Source organism: Pseudomonas sp. NFPP12, from assembly GCF_900103205.1.
GTDB classification, from domain to species: Bacteria; Pseudomonadota; Gammaproteobacteria; order Pseudomonadales; family Pseudomonadaceae; genus Aquipseudomonas; species Aquipseudomonas protegens.
Genome location: NZ_FMWW01000003.1, coordinates 268,341 through 285,911, shown reverse-complemented (window position 1 = coordinate 285,911; position 17,571 = coordinate 268,341). Strand labels below are relative to the sequence as shown.

Annotated in this window: 15 protein-coding genes; 7 read left to right on the top strand and 8 right to left on the bottom strand. The window is 63.4% G+C overall.

Annotated elements, in window-relative coordinates; genetic code table 11:
• The first annotated feature begins 12 nt into the window (after positions 1-12).
• Complete coding sequence (locus tag BLS75_RS14085) at positions 13-909, top strand: NAD(P)-dependent oxidoreductase (protein WP_072451113.1); 897 nt, start codon at positions 13-15, stop codon at positions 907-909.
• On the opposite strand, the gene BLS75_RS14080 is transcribed toward BLS75_RS14085, so the two are convergent.
• Both BLS75_RS14080 and BLS75_RS14075 read right to left on the bottom strand, forming a co-directional pair.
• Positions 800-3,079 carry a putative bifunctional diguanylate cyclase/phosphodiesterase gene (locus BLS75_RS14080; RefSeq protein ID WP_011059646.1) on the bottom strand — a complete coding sequence of 760 codons (2,280 nt, stop codon included), beginning with the start codon at positions 3,077-3,079 and terminating at the stop codon, positions 800-802. The two genes, BLS75_RS14085 and BLS75_RS14080, sit on opposite strands and share 110 nt — an antisense overlap.
• Before the next feature lie 142 nt (positions 3,080-3,221).
• Positions 3,222-3,590: a YkgJ family cysteine cluster protein gene (locus BLS75_RS14075; protein ID WP_015634416.1), complete on the bottom strand. Its 369-nt coding sequence runs from the start codon at positions 3,588-3,590 to the stop codon at positions 3,222-3,224.
• A 328-nt stretch (positions 3,591-3,918) separates the two neighbouring features.
• On the opposite strand from BLS75_RS14075, the gene BLS75_RS14070 reads away from it, so the two are divergent.
• A complete protein-coding gene (locus tag BLS75_RS14070) occupies positions 3,919-5,301 on the top strand; it encodes a spinster family MFS transporter (protein ID WP_015634417.1) in 1,383 nt (460 codons plus the stop codon).
• 84 nt (positions 5,302-5,385) lie between these two features.
• Here the strand turns inward: BLS75_RS14070 and rapA are convergent, their stop codons facing one another.
• Positions 5,386-8,235 (bottom strand): RNA polymerase-associated protein RapA, encoded by a 2,850-nt coding sequence (gene rapA / locus BLS75_RS14065; RefSeq protein ID WP_011059649.1) that lies wholly within the window; start codon positions 8,233-8,235, stop codon positions 5,386-5,388.
• A gap of 218 nt (positions 8,236-8,453) precedes the next feature.
• Here rapA and BLS75_RS14060 point away from each other — a divergent pair, with 218 nt between their 5' ends.
• A complete protein-coding gene (locus BLS75_RS14060) occupies positions 8,454-8,795 on the top strand; it encodes a hypothetical protein (protein WP_011059650.1) in 342 nt (113 codons plus the stop codon).
• On the opposite strand, the gene BLS75_RS14055 is transcribed toward BLS75_RS14060, so the two are convergent.
• From BLS75_RS14055 to gcvA, 3 genes are all read right to left on the bottom strand, one after another.
• Positions 8,792-9,994, bottom strand: coding sequence for an aminotransferase class V-fold PLP-dependent enzyme (locus BLS75_RS14055; protein WP_072451112.1), 1,203 nt, complete (start codon positions 9,992-9,994; stop codon positions 8,792-8,794). The genes BLS75_RS14060 and BLS75_RS14055 overlap by 4 nt on opposite strands.
• On the bottom strand, positions 9,994-10,464 hold the full coding sequence (locus tag BLS75_RS14050) for a RidA family protein (RefSeq protein WP_011059652.1): 471 nt from the start codon (positions 10,462-10,464) through the stop codon (positions 9,994-9,996). The genes BLS75_RS14055 and BLS75_RS14050 overlap by 1 nt, the downstream gene beginning before the upstream one ends.
• 88 nt (positions 10,465-10,552) lie before the next feature.
• Entirely contained in the window at positions 10,553-11,422 is an 870-nt protein-coding gene (gcvA, locus tag BLS75_RS14045; RefSeq protein ID WP_072451356.1) for a transcriptional regulator GcvA, read from the bottom strand.
• 178 nt (positions 11,423-11,600) lie between these two features.
• Here gcvA and BLS75_RS14040 point away from each other — a divergent pair, with 178 nt between their 5' ends.
• Both BLS75_RS14040 and ccoM read left to right on the top strand, forming a co-directional pair.
• A complete protein-coding gene (locus BLS75_RS14040) occupies positions 11,601-11,783 on the top strand; it encodes a hypothetical protein (protein ID WP_011059654.1) in 183 nt (60 codons plus the stop codon).
• A gap of 144 nt (positions 11,784-11,927) precedes the next feature.
• A complete protein-coding gene (gene ccoM / locus BLS75_RS32795) occupies positions 11,928-12,044 on the top strand; it encodes a cytochrome c oxidase subunit CcoM (protein ID WP_015634423.1) in 117 nt (38 codons plus the stop codon).
• Positions 12,045-12,178: 134 nt separating this feature from the next.
• On the opposite strand, the gene BLS75_RS14035 is transcribed toward ccoM, so the two are convergent.
• Together BLS75_RS14035 and BLS75_RS14030 are read right to left on the bottom strand one after the other, a co-directional pair.
• Positions 12,179-13,654: an inorganic phosphate transporter gene (locus BLS75_RS14035; RefSeq protein ID WP_011059655.1), complete on the bottom strand. Its 1,476-nt coding sequence runs from the start codon at positions 13,652-13,654 to the stop codon at positions 12,179-12,181.
• Between the two features lie 377 nt (positions 13,655-14,031).
• On the bottom strand, positions 14,032-14,232 hold the full coding sequence (locus BLS75_RS14030; RefSeq protein WP_011059656.1) for a hypothetical protein: 201 nt from the start codon (positions 14,230-14,232) through the stop codon (positions 14,032-14,034).
• 686 nt (positions 14,233-14,918) lie between these two features.
• Here BLS75_RS14030 and pcaR point away from each other — a divergent pair.
• Entirely contained in the window at positions 14,919-15,761 is an 843-nt protein-coding gene (gene pcaR, locus BLS75_RS14025; RefSeq protein WP_011059657.1) for a pca regulon transcriptional regulator PcaR, read from the top strand.
• 287 nt (positions 15,762-16,048) lie between these two features.
• Positions 16,049-17,395, top strand: a complete 1,347-nt coding sequence (locus BLS75_RS14020; RefSeq protein WP_011059658.1) for a 4-hydroxybenzoate transporter PcaK — start codon at positions 16,049-16,051, stop codon at positions 17,393-17,395.
• Positions 17,396-17,571: the final 176 nt, after the last annotated feature.

The following is a 17,571-nucleotide window of genomic DNA, read 5'->3' as shown; positions in this document are numbered from 1 at the left end:
AATGAGGGCAATATGATGTCAGCGTTACCTTCACTCGGCTTTGCCGGAATCGGCCTGATGGGCTTGCCGATGTGCCGCCGGCTGTTGGCGGCGGGCTATCCGCTGACGGTGTGGAACCGCAACCCGGAAAAATGCGCGCCCCTGGTGGCTGCCGGGGCGCGACAAGTTGCCACGCCGGCGCAGCTGTGTGCCCATGCCGACCTGTTGCTGATGTGCCTGGCCAATACCGAGGTGGTGCGCGAGGTGGTGTTTGGCCCCGAGGGTATCGCCCAGGGGGCCCGGGCCGGCCAGCTGCTGCTGGATCTCTCCAGCCTGGAACCCACGGCTACCCGGGAAATGGCCGCCGAACTGGCCGCGAGCCGCGGCGTGGCCTGGGTCGATGCGCCGGTGTCCGGCGGTACCCCGGGCGCCGAGGCCGGCAGCCTGGCCATCATGGTTGGCGGTGCGGCGACGGACGTCGAGCGGGTGCGGCCAGTGCTGCTGACCCTGGGGCAGCGGGTCACGCACATGGGGGCGGTGGGCGCCGGGCAGGTGACCAAGGCCTGCAACCAGATGATCGTCGCCTGCAACGCCCTGGTGATCGCCGAGGTGGTGGCCCTGGCCGAGCGCTCGGGGGTGGATGCGCGGCTGATCGCCGAGGCCCTGGCCGGTGGCTTTGCCGACTCGAAACCTTTGCAGATCCTGGCCCCGCAAATGGCTGAAAGCCGGTTCGAGCCGGTGAAGTGGCATGTGCGCACCCTGCTCAAGGACCTGGATGGAGCGGTGAAGTTTTCCCGCGAACAGGGCTCGGCGACGCCGATCAGCGGATTAGCTGCGCAGTTGATGCGTCTGCATGGTGGGCAGGGCTATCTGGAAAAAGATCCAGCGACCCTGGTTCGCCTTTATCGGGACCCGGCGCCCGCGGATTGATCGGCGCGGCGTGGCGCTGGTCGAGCTCCTCCAGCACCCCGCGCAACTCCCGCAGCGGCACCGGATGGCTGAGCAGGTAGCCCTGCAGGTAGTCGCAGCCATGGTGCTGGAGAAACGCTTGCTGTTCCGGGGTTTCGACCCCTTCGGTGACCACCTGCAGGTGCAGGGTGTGGGCCATGATGATGATCGCCTGGACGATCTCCATGTCCTGGGTCGACTTGGGGATGTCCTGGATGAACGATCGATCGATCTTCAGGGTGTTCAGGGGCAAGCGCTTGAGATAGGCCAGGGATGAGTAGCCGGTGCCGAAGTCGTCGATCGACAGCGACACCCCCAGCCCGCGGATCTGCTTGAGCAGCGCCAGGGTGCTGGCAATATTGCCCATCAGGGCGTTTTCCGTGACTTCCAGCTCCAGCCGCTGCGGCGCCACCTGAGCCTGGCGCAGGGCGCTTTCGATCTCCCCGGCGAGCTCTTCGCGGGTCAGGTTCAGGGCCGAGCAGTTGACCGCGATCTTCAGTTCGCCACAGCCATGGCGCGACAGGTAGGCCAGGTCCGCGCAGGCCTTGCGCAGCACCCAGTTGTCCAGCTCGGCGATCATGCCGTTGGCTTCGGCAATGGAGATGAAGCGATCCGGGGTCAGCAGCCCATGTTGCGGGTGCTGCCAGCGGATCAGGGCTTCGAGCTTGGTGACCCTGCCGCTCTTGAGGTCGTAGATAGGTTGGTAATACAGCAGCAGGCCCTGGTCGTCGCGCAGGGCGTTGCGCAATTCCTCTTCCAGTTGCAGTTCCAGGGTGGCCCGGGTCTTGAGGTGGGAGTTGAAGAAATGCAGGCTGTTGCGCCCGCAATCCTTGGATTGATACAGGGCCAGGTCGGCGTTCTTGAGCAACTCCTCGCAGGTCTTGCCGTCATCGGGGAAGACGCTGATGCCGATGCTGGTGGTCATCACCATGCGCCGCCCTCCCAGTTCGATCGGCTCCTTCATTTTCTGCATGATGCGCTGGGCCATCTGCCGGGCTTCTTCGCGGTCGTACAGATTGATGAGGATGCAGAACTCGTCGCCGCCCAGGCGTGCCACCACGTCTTCATGGCTGCGGGTGGAGCTCTTGATGTGCCCGGCGATGACTTTCAGCAACTCGTCCCCGGCATCGTGGCCGAGGCTGTCATTGATGCGCTTGAAGTGGTCGATGTCGAGGAACATCACCGCCAGCATGCCGCCAAAGGTGGTTTTCTCGATGAGCTTTTCGGCGAACAGCTGGTTGAAGCCGCGGCGGTTGATCAGGTTGGTCAGGGCGTCGTAGTGGGCCACCTGCTGCAGGGAAACCCGGGCCTGGTCCAGTTGCGAAAGCAGCGCATTGACCCGCCGCAGGTCCCGCTCCTTGTGTTGCAGCTTCTTGTCGGCCAGGGCCGCGCTGATGCCGCTGCCGATGATCAAGAGCACGATCGCGCTCAGGGTCAGGCCCAGTTGCAGATGCCCGTCGGATGTGGCGGGGGCGGGCAGGCTGCCGGCGGGCAGCACCAGGGTCATGGCCCAGATGCCGGTGAAGTGCATGAGCACGATGGCAGCGCCCAGCACCAGGCTGCTGGCGTACTTGAGCAACTGGTGGAACATGCCGCTGCCTTCGCGCAGGTGACGGGACAGCAGCAGCGCCGCCAGGCTGCAGGCGATCGCCACCAAAACCGACAGCGCCATCAGTAAGGGGTCGTAGTACAGGCTGGCGCTGCTGCGCATGGCCGCCATGCCGACGTAGTGCATGGCGGCGATGCCCAGGCCGATCCAGATCGAAGCAACGCCATAGCGCCACAGCGGCATGTGCGCGTGGCTCAGGGTGTTCATCGCCAGCCAGGCGGCGACCAGCGCGATCAGGAGCGACAGCAGGGTCAGGGGCAGGTCGTAGTGGATCTGCAGCGGCGCCTCGAACGCCAGCATGGCGATGAAGTGCATGGCCCAGATCCCCCCGGCCAGGCAGCAGGCTCCGACCCAGCGCCACAGGCGCTGGCTGGCCGGTCGCTCGGCATGACTGACACGTTCGGCCATGTCCAGGGTGGCGAAGCTGGCGGCACAGGCTACCAGGTAGGCCAGAAGCACCAGAACCGGGTTGTGGGTGCAATGCAGGACCACTTGCCCGGCCTGTGGAAGCTCGGTAATGAAATGCACGCCCAGCCAGTCCATAGCCTGCCCATCTCTGAGTCATCTGAGGTCGGCGGAGCCGCGCGCCAACGAGTGCTTGGAGTATAGAAGGCACCCGCTGGCTGCAATGGGAGGTGGCACGCTGCTGCTAATGATTTGCTTATGAGCCCTATCGCCAAAGGTGCTAAGCGCTTTCCTCGTACCAGGGCTCGGTGTCCGCCGGTTCCAGGGGGGCCAGGCCGAAGGCGGCGCGGGCGGCGTCGCAGTCGCTGTTGGGCTGGCCGTCGGTCCAGGAAGCCTCGAACTCGCGGCACGGGCTGGAGCGCTGGTCATAGATCGAACAGCTCACACCCTGGCCGACCTCGCCTTCAAGGGCGATGCAGCGCGGGGATTTGCAGTCGGTTCCGAGCATTGCCACCCGGCTGGGGCTGATGCTTTGCACCAGCTCGTCGGGGACAGTCCCGCCGGATGAGGCGCATTCGCCCCAGAAAAAAGACACACGAAAGTATGAACAGCAGGCACCGCAATTCAGACACGGACTGGCTTCGGACATTGGCGTATTCGATGGGGGAGGGGTTGATAAGGGGGGCTGGGAAGGCGGCTATTCTAGGCTTCGCATCGGCCTTGGGAAGGGGGGGCGCAAGGTATTTTTTCGGCCTTGGCCAAGCCCTTGAAAAGACTGGGAAAGGCCCGGGTAGCGGGGACTGTGGCGAAGTTCGGGCGGCTTGTTCCGGGGAGCCGCAAGTGCCATCCCCGCGCCTGCCTGCGATGCCTTGGTATCAGGCTGGCGAATGATTACAGACAGCGTGGGTGCGGCTGACTAGATTGCAGCTTCCAGGCCCGCTCGCGTCTGGCCCAATAACAATAAAAGAGATCGATCCATGGATAATTCGACTCAAGCGGCAAATGCCTGGCGCATTCTGTTCCTGTTGTTTTTGGCAAACCTGTTCAACTTCTTCGATCGCACCATCCCCGCCATCATCATCGAGCCGATCCGCATGGAATGGCACCTGAGCGACTTCCAGCTGGGGATCATCGGCACCGCCTTCACCATCGTCTATGCCATTGCCGGCTTGCCCCTGGGGCGCCTGGCCGACACCGGCTCGCGCAGTAAGCTGATGGGCTGGGGGTTGGCGGTGTGGAGCGGGCTCACCGCGGTCAACGGCATGGTCGGCAGCTTCTGGAGCTTTTTGCTGGTGCGCATGGGCGTGGGGATTGGCGAGGCCAGCTACGCCCCGGCCGCCAACTCGCTGATCGGCGACCTGTTCCCCGCTCACCGCCGGGCCCGGGCCATGGGCATCTTCATGCTCGGCCTGCCTCTGGGGCTGGTGCTGGCGTTCTTCACCATCGGTGCCATGGTCAAGGCCTTCGACAGCTGGCGGGCGCCGTTCTTCATTGCGGCGGTGCCAGGGTTGGTGCTGGCGGTGTTCATGTTCTTCATCAAGGAACCCAAGCGCGGCGCGGCGGAAACGGTGAAAGTGGCCCAGGTGCGGATTGACCGGCCCATTCGCCGGGTGCTGGCGATACCGACCTTTCTCTGGCTGACTCTGGCCGGGCTGACTTTCAACTTCGCCACCTATGCCTGCAACTCGTTCCTGGTGCCGATGCTGCAGCGCTACTTCCTCATGCCCTTGCAGGAAGCCGCCATGGCCACCGGGCTGATCGTCGGGGTGACCGGCCTGGTGGGCCTGACCCTGGGTGGCTGGATCGCCGACAAGATTCATCAGCGGGTAGCCAATGGTCGTTTGTTGTTCGCGGCCTGCAGCCTGATCATCTCGACCCTCGCCACCGGATGGGCACTGCATGCCGGGCGGGTGGAGGTCGGGGTGTTCGTCGCGGTATTCAGTGTCGGCTGGCTGTTTGCCTACAACTTCTATACCTGCGTCTATACCGCCCTGCAGGATGTGGTCGAACCGCGCTTGCGCGCCACCGCCATGGCCCTGTTCTTCGCCGGCCTGTACCTGTTGGGGGGCGGCTTGGGGCCGGTGGTGGTGGGGGCGCTCTCCGACCACTTCGCCCATTCGGCAATGTATGCCGCAGGCGCAGAGCTGATGACCGAAGAGTTCAAGGCCATCGGTCTGCACGATGCGATGTACCTGATTCCCGTGGCCCTGTTCCTGACCCTGCTGTTTCTGTTCCAGGCAGCACGCTGTTTTGTCCGTGACGCCCAGCGGATGAAAGAGGGGCTGGCCTGTGGGAATGCCGCTGATGCCCCAGCAGAGGTGAGTCTGCCGGCGATCAACGATGGTGCAGTGAGCCGCTAGGGCGCGTTGCTGCATTGGCAGGCGACAGGCAAAAAAAAGGCCCGCACAGTGCGGGCCTTTTGTTCAGTGCTGACAACCGGGCTATCAGCCCGCCACCAGCACCCGGATCGCTTCCAGGCGCAGGGCGGCTTTTTCCAGCATGGCCAGGCCCTGTTCGCGCTGTTGACGCAGGGCCACCAGCTCGCTGTCACGGACAGTCGGGTTGACCGCCTGCAACGCGGTCAGGCGCGCCAGTTCTTCGTCGGTGTCGGCTGCCAGGCGGCGTTGCGCCTCGGCCACGCGTTCGGCGTGACGCGGTGCGACCTTGGCTTCGCCGGCGTTGATCTTCGGCGCCAATTGATCGCGCTGGGCCTGGATGAACTTGTTGGCGCTGGCCTTGGGCACGCTTTCCAGCTGGTCGTTCAGGGTCTCGAAGGCGACCCGCGCCGACAGGTCGTTGCCATTGGCGTCCAGCAGGCAGCGCAGGGCAGCCGGCGGCAGGTAGCGGCCCAGTTGCAGCGAGCGCGGGGCGACCACTTCACTGACGTACAGCAGCTCCAGCAGCACGGTGCCGGGTTTGAGCGCCTTGTTCTTGATCAGCGCCACGGCGGTGTTGCCCATGGAGCCGGACAGCACCAGGTCCATGCCGCCCTGCACCATGGGGTGTTCCCAGGTGATGAACTGCATGTCCTCGCGAGACAGCGCCTGGTTGCGGTCGTAGGTGATGGTCACGCCTTCGTCGTCGCCCAGGGGGAAGCTGGCGTCGAGCATCTTCTCGCTGGGCTTGAGGATCAGGGCGTTTTCCGAATGGTCCTCGCTGTCGATGCCGAAAGCGTCGAACAGGGTTTCCATGTAGATCGGCAGGGCGAACTGATCGTCCTGTTCGAGGATCGCTTCCACCAGGGCGTCGCCTTCGCCGGCACCACCGGAGTTCAACTCCAGCAGGCGGTCGCGACCGGTGTGCAGCTCGGCTTCCAGGCGCTCGCGTTCGCCGCGGGCGGCATCGATCAGTGCCTGCCACTCGCCGTCATCGGCATTTTCCAGCAGCGGCAGCAGGCGTGGGCCGAACTGGTGCTGCAGGGCGTTGCCGGTAGGGCAGGTGTTGAGGAAGGCGTTCAGGGCTTCGTGGTACCACTGGAACAGGCGCTCTTGCGGGCTGGTTTCCAGGTACGGCACGTGCAGTTCGATCACGTGCTTCTGGCCGATCCGGTCGAGACGGCCGATCCGCTGCTCCAGCAGGTCCGGGTGCGACGGCAGGTCGAACAGCACCAGGTGGTGGGCGAACTGGAAGTTGCGGCCTTCACTGCCGATTTCCGAGCAGATCAGCACCTGGGCGCCGAACTCTTCATCGGCGAAGTAGGCGGCGGCACGGTCACGTTCGAGGATGTTCATGCCCTCGTGGAATACCGTGGCCGGGATGCCGGAGCGCACGCGCAGGGCGTCCTCCAGGTCCATGGCGGTTTCCGCGTGGGCGCAGATCACCAGCACCTTGGTGCGCTTGAGCATTTTCAGCTGGTCGATCAGCCACTCGACCCGCGGGTCGAACTTCCACCAGCGCTGTTCGTCATCGCTGACGTCGGGCTGGGCCTGGAAGCTGACTTCCGGGTACAGCTCGGCGTGTTCGCCCAGGGGCAGTTCCAGGTATTCGTCCGGGCATGGCAGCGGGTAGGCGTGCAGCTTGCGCTCGGGGAAACCCTGCACCGCGGCGCGGGTGTTGCGAAACAGCACGCGGCCGGTGCCGTGGCGGTCCAGCAGTTCACGCACCAGGCGTGCGCTGGCTTCGCTGTCGCCGTCGTTGACCGCGGCCAGCAGGGCTTCGCCTTCGTTGCCGAGGAAACCGTGGATGGTCTTGTGCGCCTCGGGAGACAGGCGGCCTTTATCCATCAGTTCCTGCACGGCTTCGGCCACCGGGCGGTAGTTCTCGCTCTCGGCGCGGAAGGCCGCGAGGTCGTGGAAACGGTTCGGGTCCAGCAGGCGCAGGCGGGCGAAGTGGCTGTCCTGGCCCAGTTGTTCCGGGGTTGCGGTCAACAGCAGCACACCAGGAATGGTCTCTGCCAGCTGTTCCACCAGGGCGTATTCCGGGCTGACCTGGTCTTCGTGCCACACCAGGTGGTGGGCTTCGTCCACCACCATCAGGTCCCAGCCGGCGGCGAACAGCGCGTCCTGGGCCTTCTCGTCGTCCACCAGCCACTCCAGGGCCACCAGGGCCAGCTGGGTGTCTTCGAACGGGTTGCTGGCATCGCTTTCGATAAAGCGTTCTTCATCGAACAGTGCCACTTGCAGGTTGAAGCGCCGGCGCATCTCTACCAGCCACTGGTGCTGGAGGTTTTCCGGTACCAGGATCAGCACTCGGCTGGCGCGACCCGAAAGCAGTTGGCGATGGATCACCAGGCCGGCCTCGATGGTCTTGCCCAGGCCCACTTCGTCCGCCAGCAGGACCCGCGGCGCGATGCGGTCGGCGACTTCACGGGCAATGTGCAACTGGTGGGCGATGGGTTGGGCGCGCACGCCACCCAGGCCCCAGAGCGAGGACTGCAGCTGGCGGCTGGTGTGTTCCAGGGTGTGGTAGCGCAGGGAGAACCAGGCCAGCGGGTCGATCTGCCCGGCGAACAGACGGTCGCTGGCCAGACGGAACTGGATGAAGTTCGAGAGTTGGGTTTCCGGCAGGGTGACGGCTTCGTTCTGCCCATTGAGGCCGTGGTAGACCAGCAGGCCGTCGACATCATCGACTTCCTGTACGGTCATTTTCCAGCCTTCGAAGTGGGTGATGCTGTCACCCGGAGAGAACCTCACGCGAGTGAGGGGCGCATTCCGTAGCGCATACTGGCGGGTGTCGCCAGTGGCCGGATAGAGCACGGTCAGCAAGCGACCGTCCTGTGCCAGAACGGTGCCTAAACCCAGCTCGGCTTCGCTGTCACTAATCCAGCGTTGCCCCGGTTGATACTGCTGCGCCATGCTGCCTGACTCCCGCTTTGAAAAAGCCGACTATCTTAACGGAACGACGCTTCCAGTCCAAAGAACTCTGATCAATCCCCTGGATTAAAAGGTAGCGTACGGCGTGCATTCGTCGGGTGGCGGGGCACTATCGGCTGACGACTGGGTCACAGTTTTGCGACCGATGGCTCAAGTCGCCCATGCCGCAGCCGACAGCCTGCCGACAGGAGACCAATAATATGCTGCCACCGATGCTCCCCTTGAGTGCCGTGCCGATCACCGCCCAGCAGGATCCGATCCGCCAGCGACCGGACATCCCGCCTGTGGTACCGGTGCAGGAAAGCTCCAACGAAAGCACCATCGACCTGCAAAAGCGCGACCCCGAGGAGTCCGCCCTGCTGCTGCGCGAGGAACAGCGGCGCCAGCAACAGAAGCAGCGCCGTGAGCGTGAGGCCGAGGACGACCCCGAAGAGCACCTGGCAGTGCCCGGCGATGAACTGAACGCCGACAACACCGTGCCGGTTGTGCCGTTGATCGAAGATGCTCCGCGCCAGGGCCTGTGGGTGGATGTCGAGGTCTAGGAGCGCTTGTTCCCCGCCAGTTCCCCGAGGGCCTGCAACAGGCGCTCGATTTCCTCTTGTGTATTGAAGTAACTCAAGGCGATCCGGGCAATGTTGCCCAGGCCTCGGGCCTGCATGTCCAGTGGTGTGTAGTTGACGCCATTGGCGCCGATATTGATGCCGCGCCGCGCCAGTTCCTCCTTGAGTGCCAGCCCGTCCCAACCTTCGAGAGTGAAGGCGATCAGGCCCGATTGCTGCCCCGGGCTGCCCAGGTCCTGGAGTTGCAGGCCGGGCAAGCGCTGCAGCTTCTTGCGCAGCGGCTCGCTCAAGGCACTGATCCTTTGCGCAATGGCGGCCACGCCGATGCTTTCGAACTCCTGCAGGGCATTGGCAAGGCCAGCCAGCAGCACCATCGACACTTCACTGGTTTCAAAGCGCCGGGCATCGTTGCGCAGAGCGAAGCCCTGGCCGTCCCAGGGCGCCGACAGCACGTCCCGCGGCAGCGGATTCAACTGCTCGAGGAAGCCGGGCCTTATATAGAGCAGGGCCGTGCCTCGCGGGCCGCGCAGGTACTTGCGCCCCGCGCCCTTGAGCACATCGCAGTTGAGCGCCTGCACGTCGCAGGGCACCTGGCCCAGAGCCTGGCCGGCATCGATGAAGTAGGGGATGCGCCATTGGCGCGCCAGTTGGCCGATGGCTGCGGCCGGGTTGATCAGCCCGCCATTGGCCGGTAGCCAGGTCAAGGCGATGAGGCGCACCCGGGAGTCGAGCATGGACTCCAGCGCCGGGACTGAAACCGCACCGTGGCTGTCACAGGGAATGACTTCCAGCCGCGCGCCGGCGGCCACGGCCGGGGCCATGCAGGCCAGGTTGCCGGCCCATTCCTGGCGCCCCACCAGGATCCGGTCGCCCGGCTGCCAGGCGGGCAGGGCGTTGAAGGCCATGCCCCAGGCCGCCGAACCACTGCTGGTAAAGGCGATGGCTTGCGGGCAGGTGTTGAGCACTCGGGCGGCGGTCTGTCGCGCCTGCTCCTGCAACTGGGCGCCGGCGCCGGCCGCTTCCATCGGCCCGCTGTGGGCCTCCCGCTGCAGTTGCCCGGACATGGCGTCCAGGGTGCCCTGGCTGGGCAGGGACCCCCCGGCATGGTTGAAGTGACAGACCCGGGTGCAACCCGGTGTGGCCGCCCGTAGCCGGGCGATGTGGTCCGGGTTCAGGGGCATCACGGCTTGAGCTCGAAAATCCCGTCGACCTCCACGGCGACGCCGGCAGGCAGGCTGGCGACGCCCACCGAAGTGCGGGCATGCCGGCCTTTCTCGCCCAGGGCATTGACCAGCAGGTTGGAGGCGCCATTGGCGACCTGGCCATGGCCCTTGAAGTCGGCGCTGGCGGCAATGAACACCCCCAGCCGGCTGATGCGTTGCAGCCTCGACAAGTCGTCCCCCAGGGCCGCCGAGAGTTGCGCCAGCAGGGCCAGGGCCGCCAGTTCCGCAGCCTGGGCACCTTGCTCGATGCTGAGGTTGTCACCGAGCCGGCCCAGCAGATGGGGATGCTGCTCTGCTTGCGGTGTTTGCCCGGAGATGAACAGCAGGTTTTGGCTCTGGGCATGGTTGACGTAGTTGGCGATCGGCTGGCCGGGGATCGGCAGTTCAAGACCCAGTTGTTGCACTCGTTGCTGCAGAGAGTCGCGCATGGCAAGTCCTCGAATGGAAGGCTTGCAGCATCGGTGTTCAGGCTGGGGGCGACAAACGGATAGATCTAATCCGACGTATCTGAATTTTTCATGGGTCGCTCCCTTGCTCCAGCAGCCATTGGGCGAAGCACTGCACCGCCGGATTCGCCGGACCTTCGGCGGTCACCAGCCAGTAGCCGATCTGATCGTTGTGCAGAGCCGGGAGGTCGAAGGCATCCACCAGGCTGCCCTGGGCAAGGTGGCGCCGGATCAACTGGCGGCGGCCCATGGCGATGCCCTGGCCGGCCACCGCCGCTTCCACCACGATGTTGTAGTCGTGGAGCATGACGCTGGGGTGAGGGCTGAGGTCAACGGTGTTCTGCCTGCTCCAGTCGTCCCATTCAAAGGGCCGGTGGGAGCGGGCCATCAGCAAGGTGCCGTTGGCCAGGGCTCCGGCCTTGAACTCGGGGCTGCACACCGGTGACAGTTGCTCGGCGAGAAAGCGCGTGGCCTGGACGTTGGGCCAGTGGCCCTTGCCATAGCGAATGGCCAGGTCGACCTCGGCACCGGCCACATCTGCCAGGTTGATGGCCGGTTGCAGCTCCAGCTGGATCTGAGGGTGGCGGCGGCTGAAGTCCGCCAGGCGCGGCGCCAGCCACAAGGTGGCGAAGGAGGCCAGCAGGCCGATGCGCAGAACCTGCGATGGCTCTGCTGCCAACAGCGTCCGGGTGGCTTCGGCGATCTGCTCCAGGGCCGGCTGGATCTGTTGGTAATAGCTGGCGCCGGCGGTGGTCAGGTCAATGGCCCGGGTGCGTCGTACAAACAGCGGCTGGCCCAGGTGCTGTTCGAGTTTGTGCACTTGATGGCTGACCGCGCTCTGGCTGACGCACAGTTCCCGGGCCGCCTTGCTGAAACTCAGGTGCCGGGCCACGGCCTCGAAGGCGCGCAGGGCCAGCAGCGGGGGCAGGTGCTTGGGCATTTCCACATGCGGTTTCCTGTGGGGAGGGGCGGCCATTGTGCGGATAAAAAGTCTTCCCGGCAGCGACTTTATTGCAGTCGCCTTGGTCTGATCACTGGTCAGGTGCGGCGCCACGTCGCATTATTGGCACATTCGCCAGGGCCGCCCGCTGCTTCAAGGCGTGCGGCCGATATAGACCATGAGTGATGCAAGCCAAGCCATGAATCAAGACGACAAGCTGATCGACCTGAACGCCGAGCGTGCCAAGCGTGTGCATGATCTCAATGAAAAGCGCCTGAACGAAGTACGCCAGGCATTCGAACACGCCATGCCCTTGGGCAAGGCCAAGAAAAAACCGAAAAACAAACCGAAAAAGCGCTGATCTGGGCGCTTTCTGTTGATGCAAGTCACTTATTCCCCCTTCCTCGCGCCCAGTCATGGGCGACATTGACCCCGGTCAATTTCCCCCGCCTCCCGTTTGGTTAACTTAGCCCCATCGCAACAGGGCAAGAGCAGGAGGCCAGTCATGTTTTTCGACAATGTGGTGATCGCCGGAGTGCTGACTGTCGGCCTCATGGTTCTGTTTTTCGCAGGGTTTGGATTCTTTATCTGGAAAGACGCGAATAAGCGCAAGAAGCCTTAAGTCTTTCCAGGGCAACGAGCACGCAAGGCATTTTGGGCAACTTCGGTTGCCCTTTTTTTTGCCTGCAAGAAAGCTCAAGGCATAAAAAAAGGTGCGTCCCTGGGGACGCACCTTTTTTGTTGCCGGCTGGGGTATCAGGTACCCAGGATCTTGGAGGCTGCCCAGAACAGGCCGGCGGACAGGGCCACGGTCGCCGGCAGGGTCAGGACCCAGGCCAGGAGGATGGTCCGTACCGTTCCGCTCTGCAGGCCGCTCTTGTTGGCGACCATGGTCCCGGCCACGCCGGAGGAAAGTACGTGGGTGGTGGAAACCGGCAGGCTGAAGATGTTCGCCAGGCCGATCAGGCCGGCGGCGGTGATCTGTGCCGACATGCCCTGGGCGTAGGTCATGCCCTGCTTGCCGATCTTCTCGCCAATGGTCTGCACTACGCGCTTCCAGCCGATCATGGTGCCCAGGCCCAGAGCCAGGGCGACAGCCAGGATGACCCAGAAAGGTGCGTATTCGGTGGTGGCGGTCAGGTCTTTGCGCAGCTTGTCCAGGTCGGCCTTTTCACGGGCCGAGATGCCTGGCAGCTTGCCGACCTTTTTCGCGGTGTCATCCAGGCAAAGCAGGTAGCGACGCACTTCGATGCGGCTTTCCGGCGACAACGAATGGTAGTCGGAAACGCCCTTGAGGCTGCTCAGGAGCGCGGCGATGGTCGGTTCGGTTTGCTGCGGATTGCAGCGGAACTTGCCCGGCAGGTCGTCTTTCACGCTTTTGCCCAGGGCCAGGAACTCACCCAGGGACTCGTGATTGCGCTCGTAGAACTGGCTCAGGTGCAGGGTGGCGTCGCGGGTGCGCTCGATCTGGTAGGTGGTGCTGTTGAGGTCCATCACGAACTGGGCAGGCACGATACCGATCAGTACCAGCATGATCAGGCCGATGCCTTTCTGGCCGTCGTTGGAGCCGTGCACGAAGCTCACGGCCATGGCCGAGATCACCAGTACCAGGCGGTTCCAGAATGGCGGGTGCTTCTTGTCATCGACTTTGCGGCGCTGTTCCGGAGTCTTGTGCATCTTCGAGATCGGCCGCCACCATTTCAGGCCGATCAGTACCAGCGCTGCAATAATGAAGCCCGCCATCGGCGAGAACACCAGGGAAGCGCCGATGTCGATTGCCTTCTGCCAGTTCACGCCATCCCCCAGGGGGATGTCGCTGAGCAGGGCATTGGCCAGGCCGACACCGAGGATGGAGCCGATCAGGGTATGGGAACTGGAGGCCGGAATGCCGAAGTACCAGGTGCCCAGGTTCCAGGTAATGGCCGCGGCGAGCAACGAGAAGACCATGGCCAGGCCGTGGCCGGTGTTGACGTTGATCAGCAGCTCGACCGGCAGCAGGTGGACGATGGCATAGGCCACGCCAACCCCGCCCAGCAGCACACCGAGGAAATTGAACACACCGGAGAAGAACACGGCCAGGTGCGGCGGCATGGCCTTGGTGTAGATAACAGTGGCAACCGCATTTGCGGTGTCATGAAAGCCGTTGATGAACTCGTAGGCGAGGACAAAAGCCAGGGCGAGCAAGAGGCTCACAAGCACCCAAGCATCCAGTCCGCTGAATAAATCGATCATGAAGGTTTTCTGACCCGGTCATAAGGGGGCGCGATTATGCCAGAAAACCCCGCTAATCAATGCACAAGGTGCTCGCCGGTAACATTCTTCAACGAAAAAACTGACCGGGAGCAGAGTTTTCGCACATACCCCTCAAACACGGCAAGCCATTGAGTTTATTGGGCACGAGCGGTCAATCCGATGGCCTGGGCGCGGAAATCAGAGGGTTAAAACGCGTGTATGAAATTTCAACCAAAGGGCTTGCCCGGTAGCCTCTCTCGCTGTGGATGGGCGAGATGGCCATGGGCCCGGGGTAACGAGCATCAATGGTCTGCCTGGCCGCCGGGATGATCGGGCGGGCAAGTAGAGCAAGCCCTGAATGAGTCAGGCTGCCAGCATTACGGCTGTTCGGCCTTGAGCTCTTTTTCCATCTTTTGCAGTTCTTGGGTGAAGGCCTGATCGAGAATACTGGCGCGTTTGCGCCAAGGTTTGCGTTCAGGTTCCGGCTGGGCGGCATAACGGGTGATCTCGCCGCCGTAAACTTCCTTGTAACGTTGCTCCTGGCGCTCAAGTTCCGCGCGCAGTTCATCTTTCGTCACAGTGTTACCTAATTGAGTGAAGGTCCAGTCCGGTGCGACGCATTGCTTGCGGGCATCTACGCAGAGCTGAAGTCAGTGCCAGTCTGGCCTTGACTTCGAGTCTCTCAAGCGTGCCGTTAATTGCATGCGGCCACGTCACCGGATGAAAACAACTGTCGTAGCAACAGTGTTGTTGGTTGCAAGCGGGCTGGCCAAATCTGGTTCGGGGTCAAGCGCTTGCGGCAGGTGACCGATTACCGTCTCAAGTCACCCGAGAGAGGAGCATGGGGCAACTGACTCCACATTCCTCACTCCGGCAGTATAGCTTCGGCGAAGAATAACTCTATGGGCGGCAAGTTTAAAATGACCAACTTTATTGTGAGCGTTTTGTGACACAAAAGTTCTAACCATTTCCTACACAAGGAAAGCCTGATTCTTACTCCGCTGGTACAAGTCTATATGGGGAGTCTGCATCTTGATGCAAGTGGTCGGTTGCAAAAGACTCGGGATAACCGGGTATTCCACGGGTGATTATTACTATGGTTTTTTGCAATAAACCCAGGGGCTCACTGCCGCGGATGCCAGGCTTGGCGGATTGCGATTATCGGTCGATGGTTCGATAATCGCCCAATGTTGCCGGCCCCAGCTTGTGCTTCTTCGCCAATACGGCTTGTAATACCGAAGAATTTCGTCGCAGAGAGCCTGAAATGAACGATCAGATGCGTAATTCCTTTACCTCAGTGGCCCCGCCGATCGTGGCGTCTGCGGCAAAGAGGATTCAGGCGTTGACCGGTGACCCGGATTTCATGACCTCTCTGGCCCGGGGCCTGGCGGTGGTGCAGGCGTTCCAGGAGCGCAAGCGGCACTTGACCATCGCCCAGATCAGCCATCGCACGGAAATCCCCCGGGCTGCGGTGCGCCGTTGCCTGCACACCCTGATCAAGCTGGGTTACGCCACCACCGACGGGCGTACCTATTCATTGCTGCCCAAGGTGCTGACCCTGGGCCACGCCTATCTTTCGTCGACGCCTCTGGCGGTCTCCGCCCAGCCCTACCTGGACCGCATGAGCGAGCAACTGCACGAGGCGTGCAACATGGCCACCCTGGAAGGCGACGACATTCTCTACATCGCCCGTTCCGCCACGACCCAGCGGCTGATCTCGGTCGACCTGTCTGTCGGCGGCCGCTTGCCAGCCTATTGCACCTCCATGGGGCGCATCCTTCTCGCGGCCCTGGACGATTCGTCACTGCATGAATACCTCGACCATGCGGACCTGCAAGCCAAGACCAGCCGCACCCTGCACACCCCGGAAGCCTTGCTGGAGTGCCTGCAGCAAGTGCGCCAGCAGGGCTGGTGCATCGTTGATCAGGAACTGGAGCAGGGCCTGCGCTCCATTGCGGTACCGGTGTACGACGCCTCCGGCCAGGTGCTGGCGGCGCTGAACGTCAGTACCCACGCCGGGCGGGTCAGCCGTGCCGAGCTGGAGCAGCGCTTTCTCCCCGGTTTGCTGAGCGCCAGCCGCGACTTAAGCGCCCAACTGTTTGCTTAAGCTGTTCGATAAACGCACAGATACGCCTTTGGCGAATTGACGCTGTTTCCCCTGGCTCATTAATGTCGCGGCAGCGTCATCGGCGGCAAACAGGCATGTGTGCCCGCCGCTGGTGGCCCGCCCAATAATAAAGAAGAGGCCAACACTCATGAGCACGCTTTCCCTGCGTCGTTGCCGCGACCGTTCCTGCCGTCCCGCTCGCATCGCCTGATACTGCCACCCCTTTAGTGACCTGATCAGCCCTGGCGGCCTGTGCTCGCCTGCGTTTTAGCGTGGAAATAACAACAATGAACCAACCCCAATCCGCTGTAGGGAACTGCCTTGATGTGCAGTCCTTCATCAATGCCCAGCCGCTGTCCCGTTACCAGTGGCGCGTGGTGATCCTGTGTTTCCTGATTGTCTTCCTCGATGGCCTGGACACCGCGGCCATGGGCTTCATCGCCCCGGCGCTGTCCCAGGACTGGGGCATCGACCGCGCCAGCCTCGGCCCGGTCATGAGCGCTGCATTGATCGGCATGGTCTTCGGCGCCCTGGGCTCCGGCCCCCTGGCCGACCGTTTCGGCCGCAAGGTGGTGCTGGTGGGGGCGGTGCTGCTGTTTGGTGCCTTCAGCCTGGCTTCGGCCTACAGCACCAACGTCGACCAGTTGCTGGTCCTGCGTTTCCTTACCGGCCTGGGCCTGGGGGCGGGCATGCCCAACGCCACCACGCTGCTTTCGGAATACACCCCCGAACGCCACAAGTCGTTGCTGGTGACCAGCATGTTCTGCGGTTTCAACCTGGGCATGGCCGGCGGCGGTTTCATTTCCGCCAAGCTGATCCCGGCCTTCGGCTGGCACAGCCTGCTGCTGATCGGCGGGGTCCTGCCGCTGATCCTGGCCCTGGTGCTGGTGCTCTGGCTGCCGGAGTCCGCGCGTTACCTGGTGGTGCGCAATCGCGGCACCGACAAGGTGCGCAAGACCCTGGCGCCGATTGCCCCGGCCATAGTCGGCGAGGCTGGCAGCTTCAGCGTGCCGGAACAGAAGACCGTGAAGGCGCGCAACGTGTTCGCGGTGATCTTCTCCGGCACCTATAGCGTCGGCACCCTGTTGCTGTGGCTGACCTATTTCATGGGGCTGGTGATTGTCTACCTGCTCACCAGCTGGCTGCCGACCCTGATGCGCGACAGCGGGGCGAGCATGGAACAGGCGGCCTTTATCGGCGCCCTGTTCCAGTTTGGCGGCGTCCTCAGCGCGGTGGCCGTGGGCTGGGCCATGGACCGTTTCAACCCGCACAAGGTGATCGGCTGTTTCTACCTGCTGGCTGGGGTCTTTGCCTACGCCGTCGGGCAGAGCCTGGGCAACATCACCCTGTTGGCCACCCTGGTGCTGATCGCCGGCATGTGCGTCAACGGTGCGCAATCGGCAATGCCGTCGTTGGCCGCGCGCTTCTACCCGACCCAGGGGCGTGCCACCGGGGTCTCCTGGATGCTTGGCATCGGCCGTTTCGGCGCCATTCTCGGTGCGTGGATGGGGGCGACCCTGCTGGGCCTGGGCTGGAACTTCGAACAAGTGCTGACTGCCCTGGTGATTCCGGCGGCCCTGGCCACCACCGCGGTGGTGATCAAGGGCATGGTCAGTCACGCAGACGCGACCTGACCGCGGACTACCCTGTAGCCGCTGCCGCAGGCTGCGGCCGGGCTCGAAGGGCCCGCTGCTCCTGAAGGGCGCAGAGGGTTCTTCGAACGTTATCCTCGCCCGCAGCAGCGGCCCCCGAAGGCCGGCAGGGCTGTTGCGGGGTTGAGGAAAAGCAATCGATAGCCCTGCAACAATCT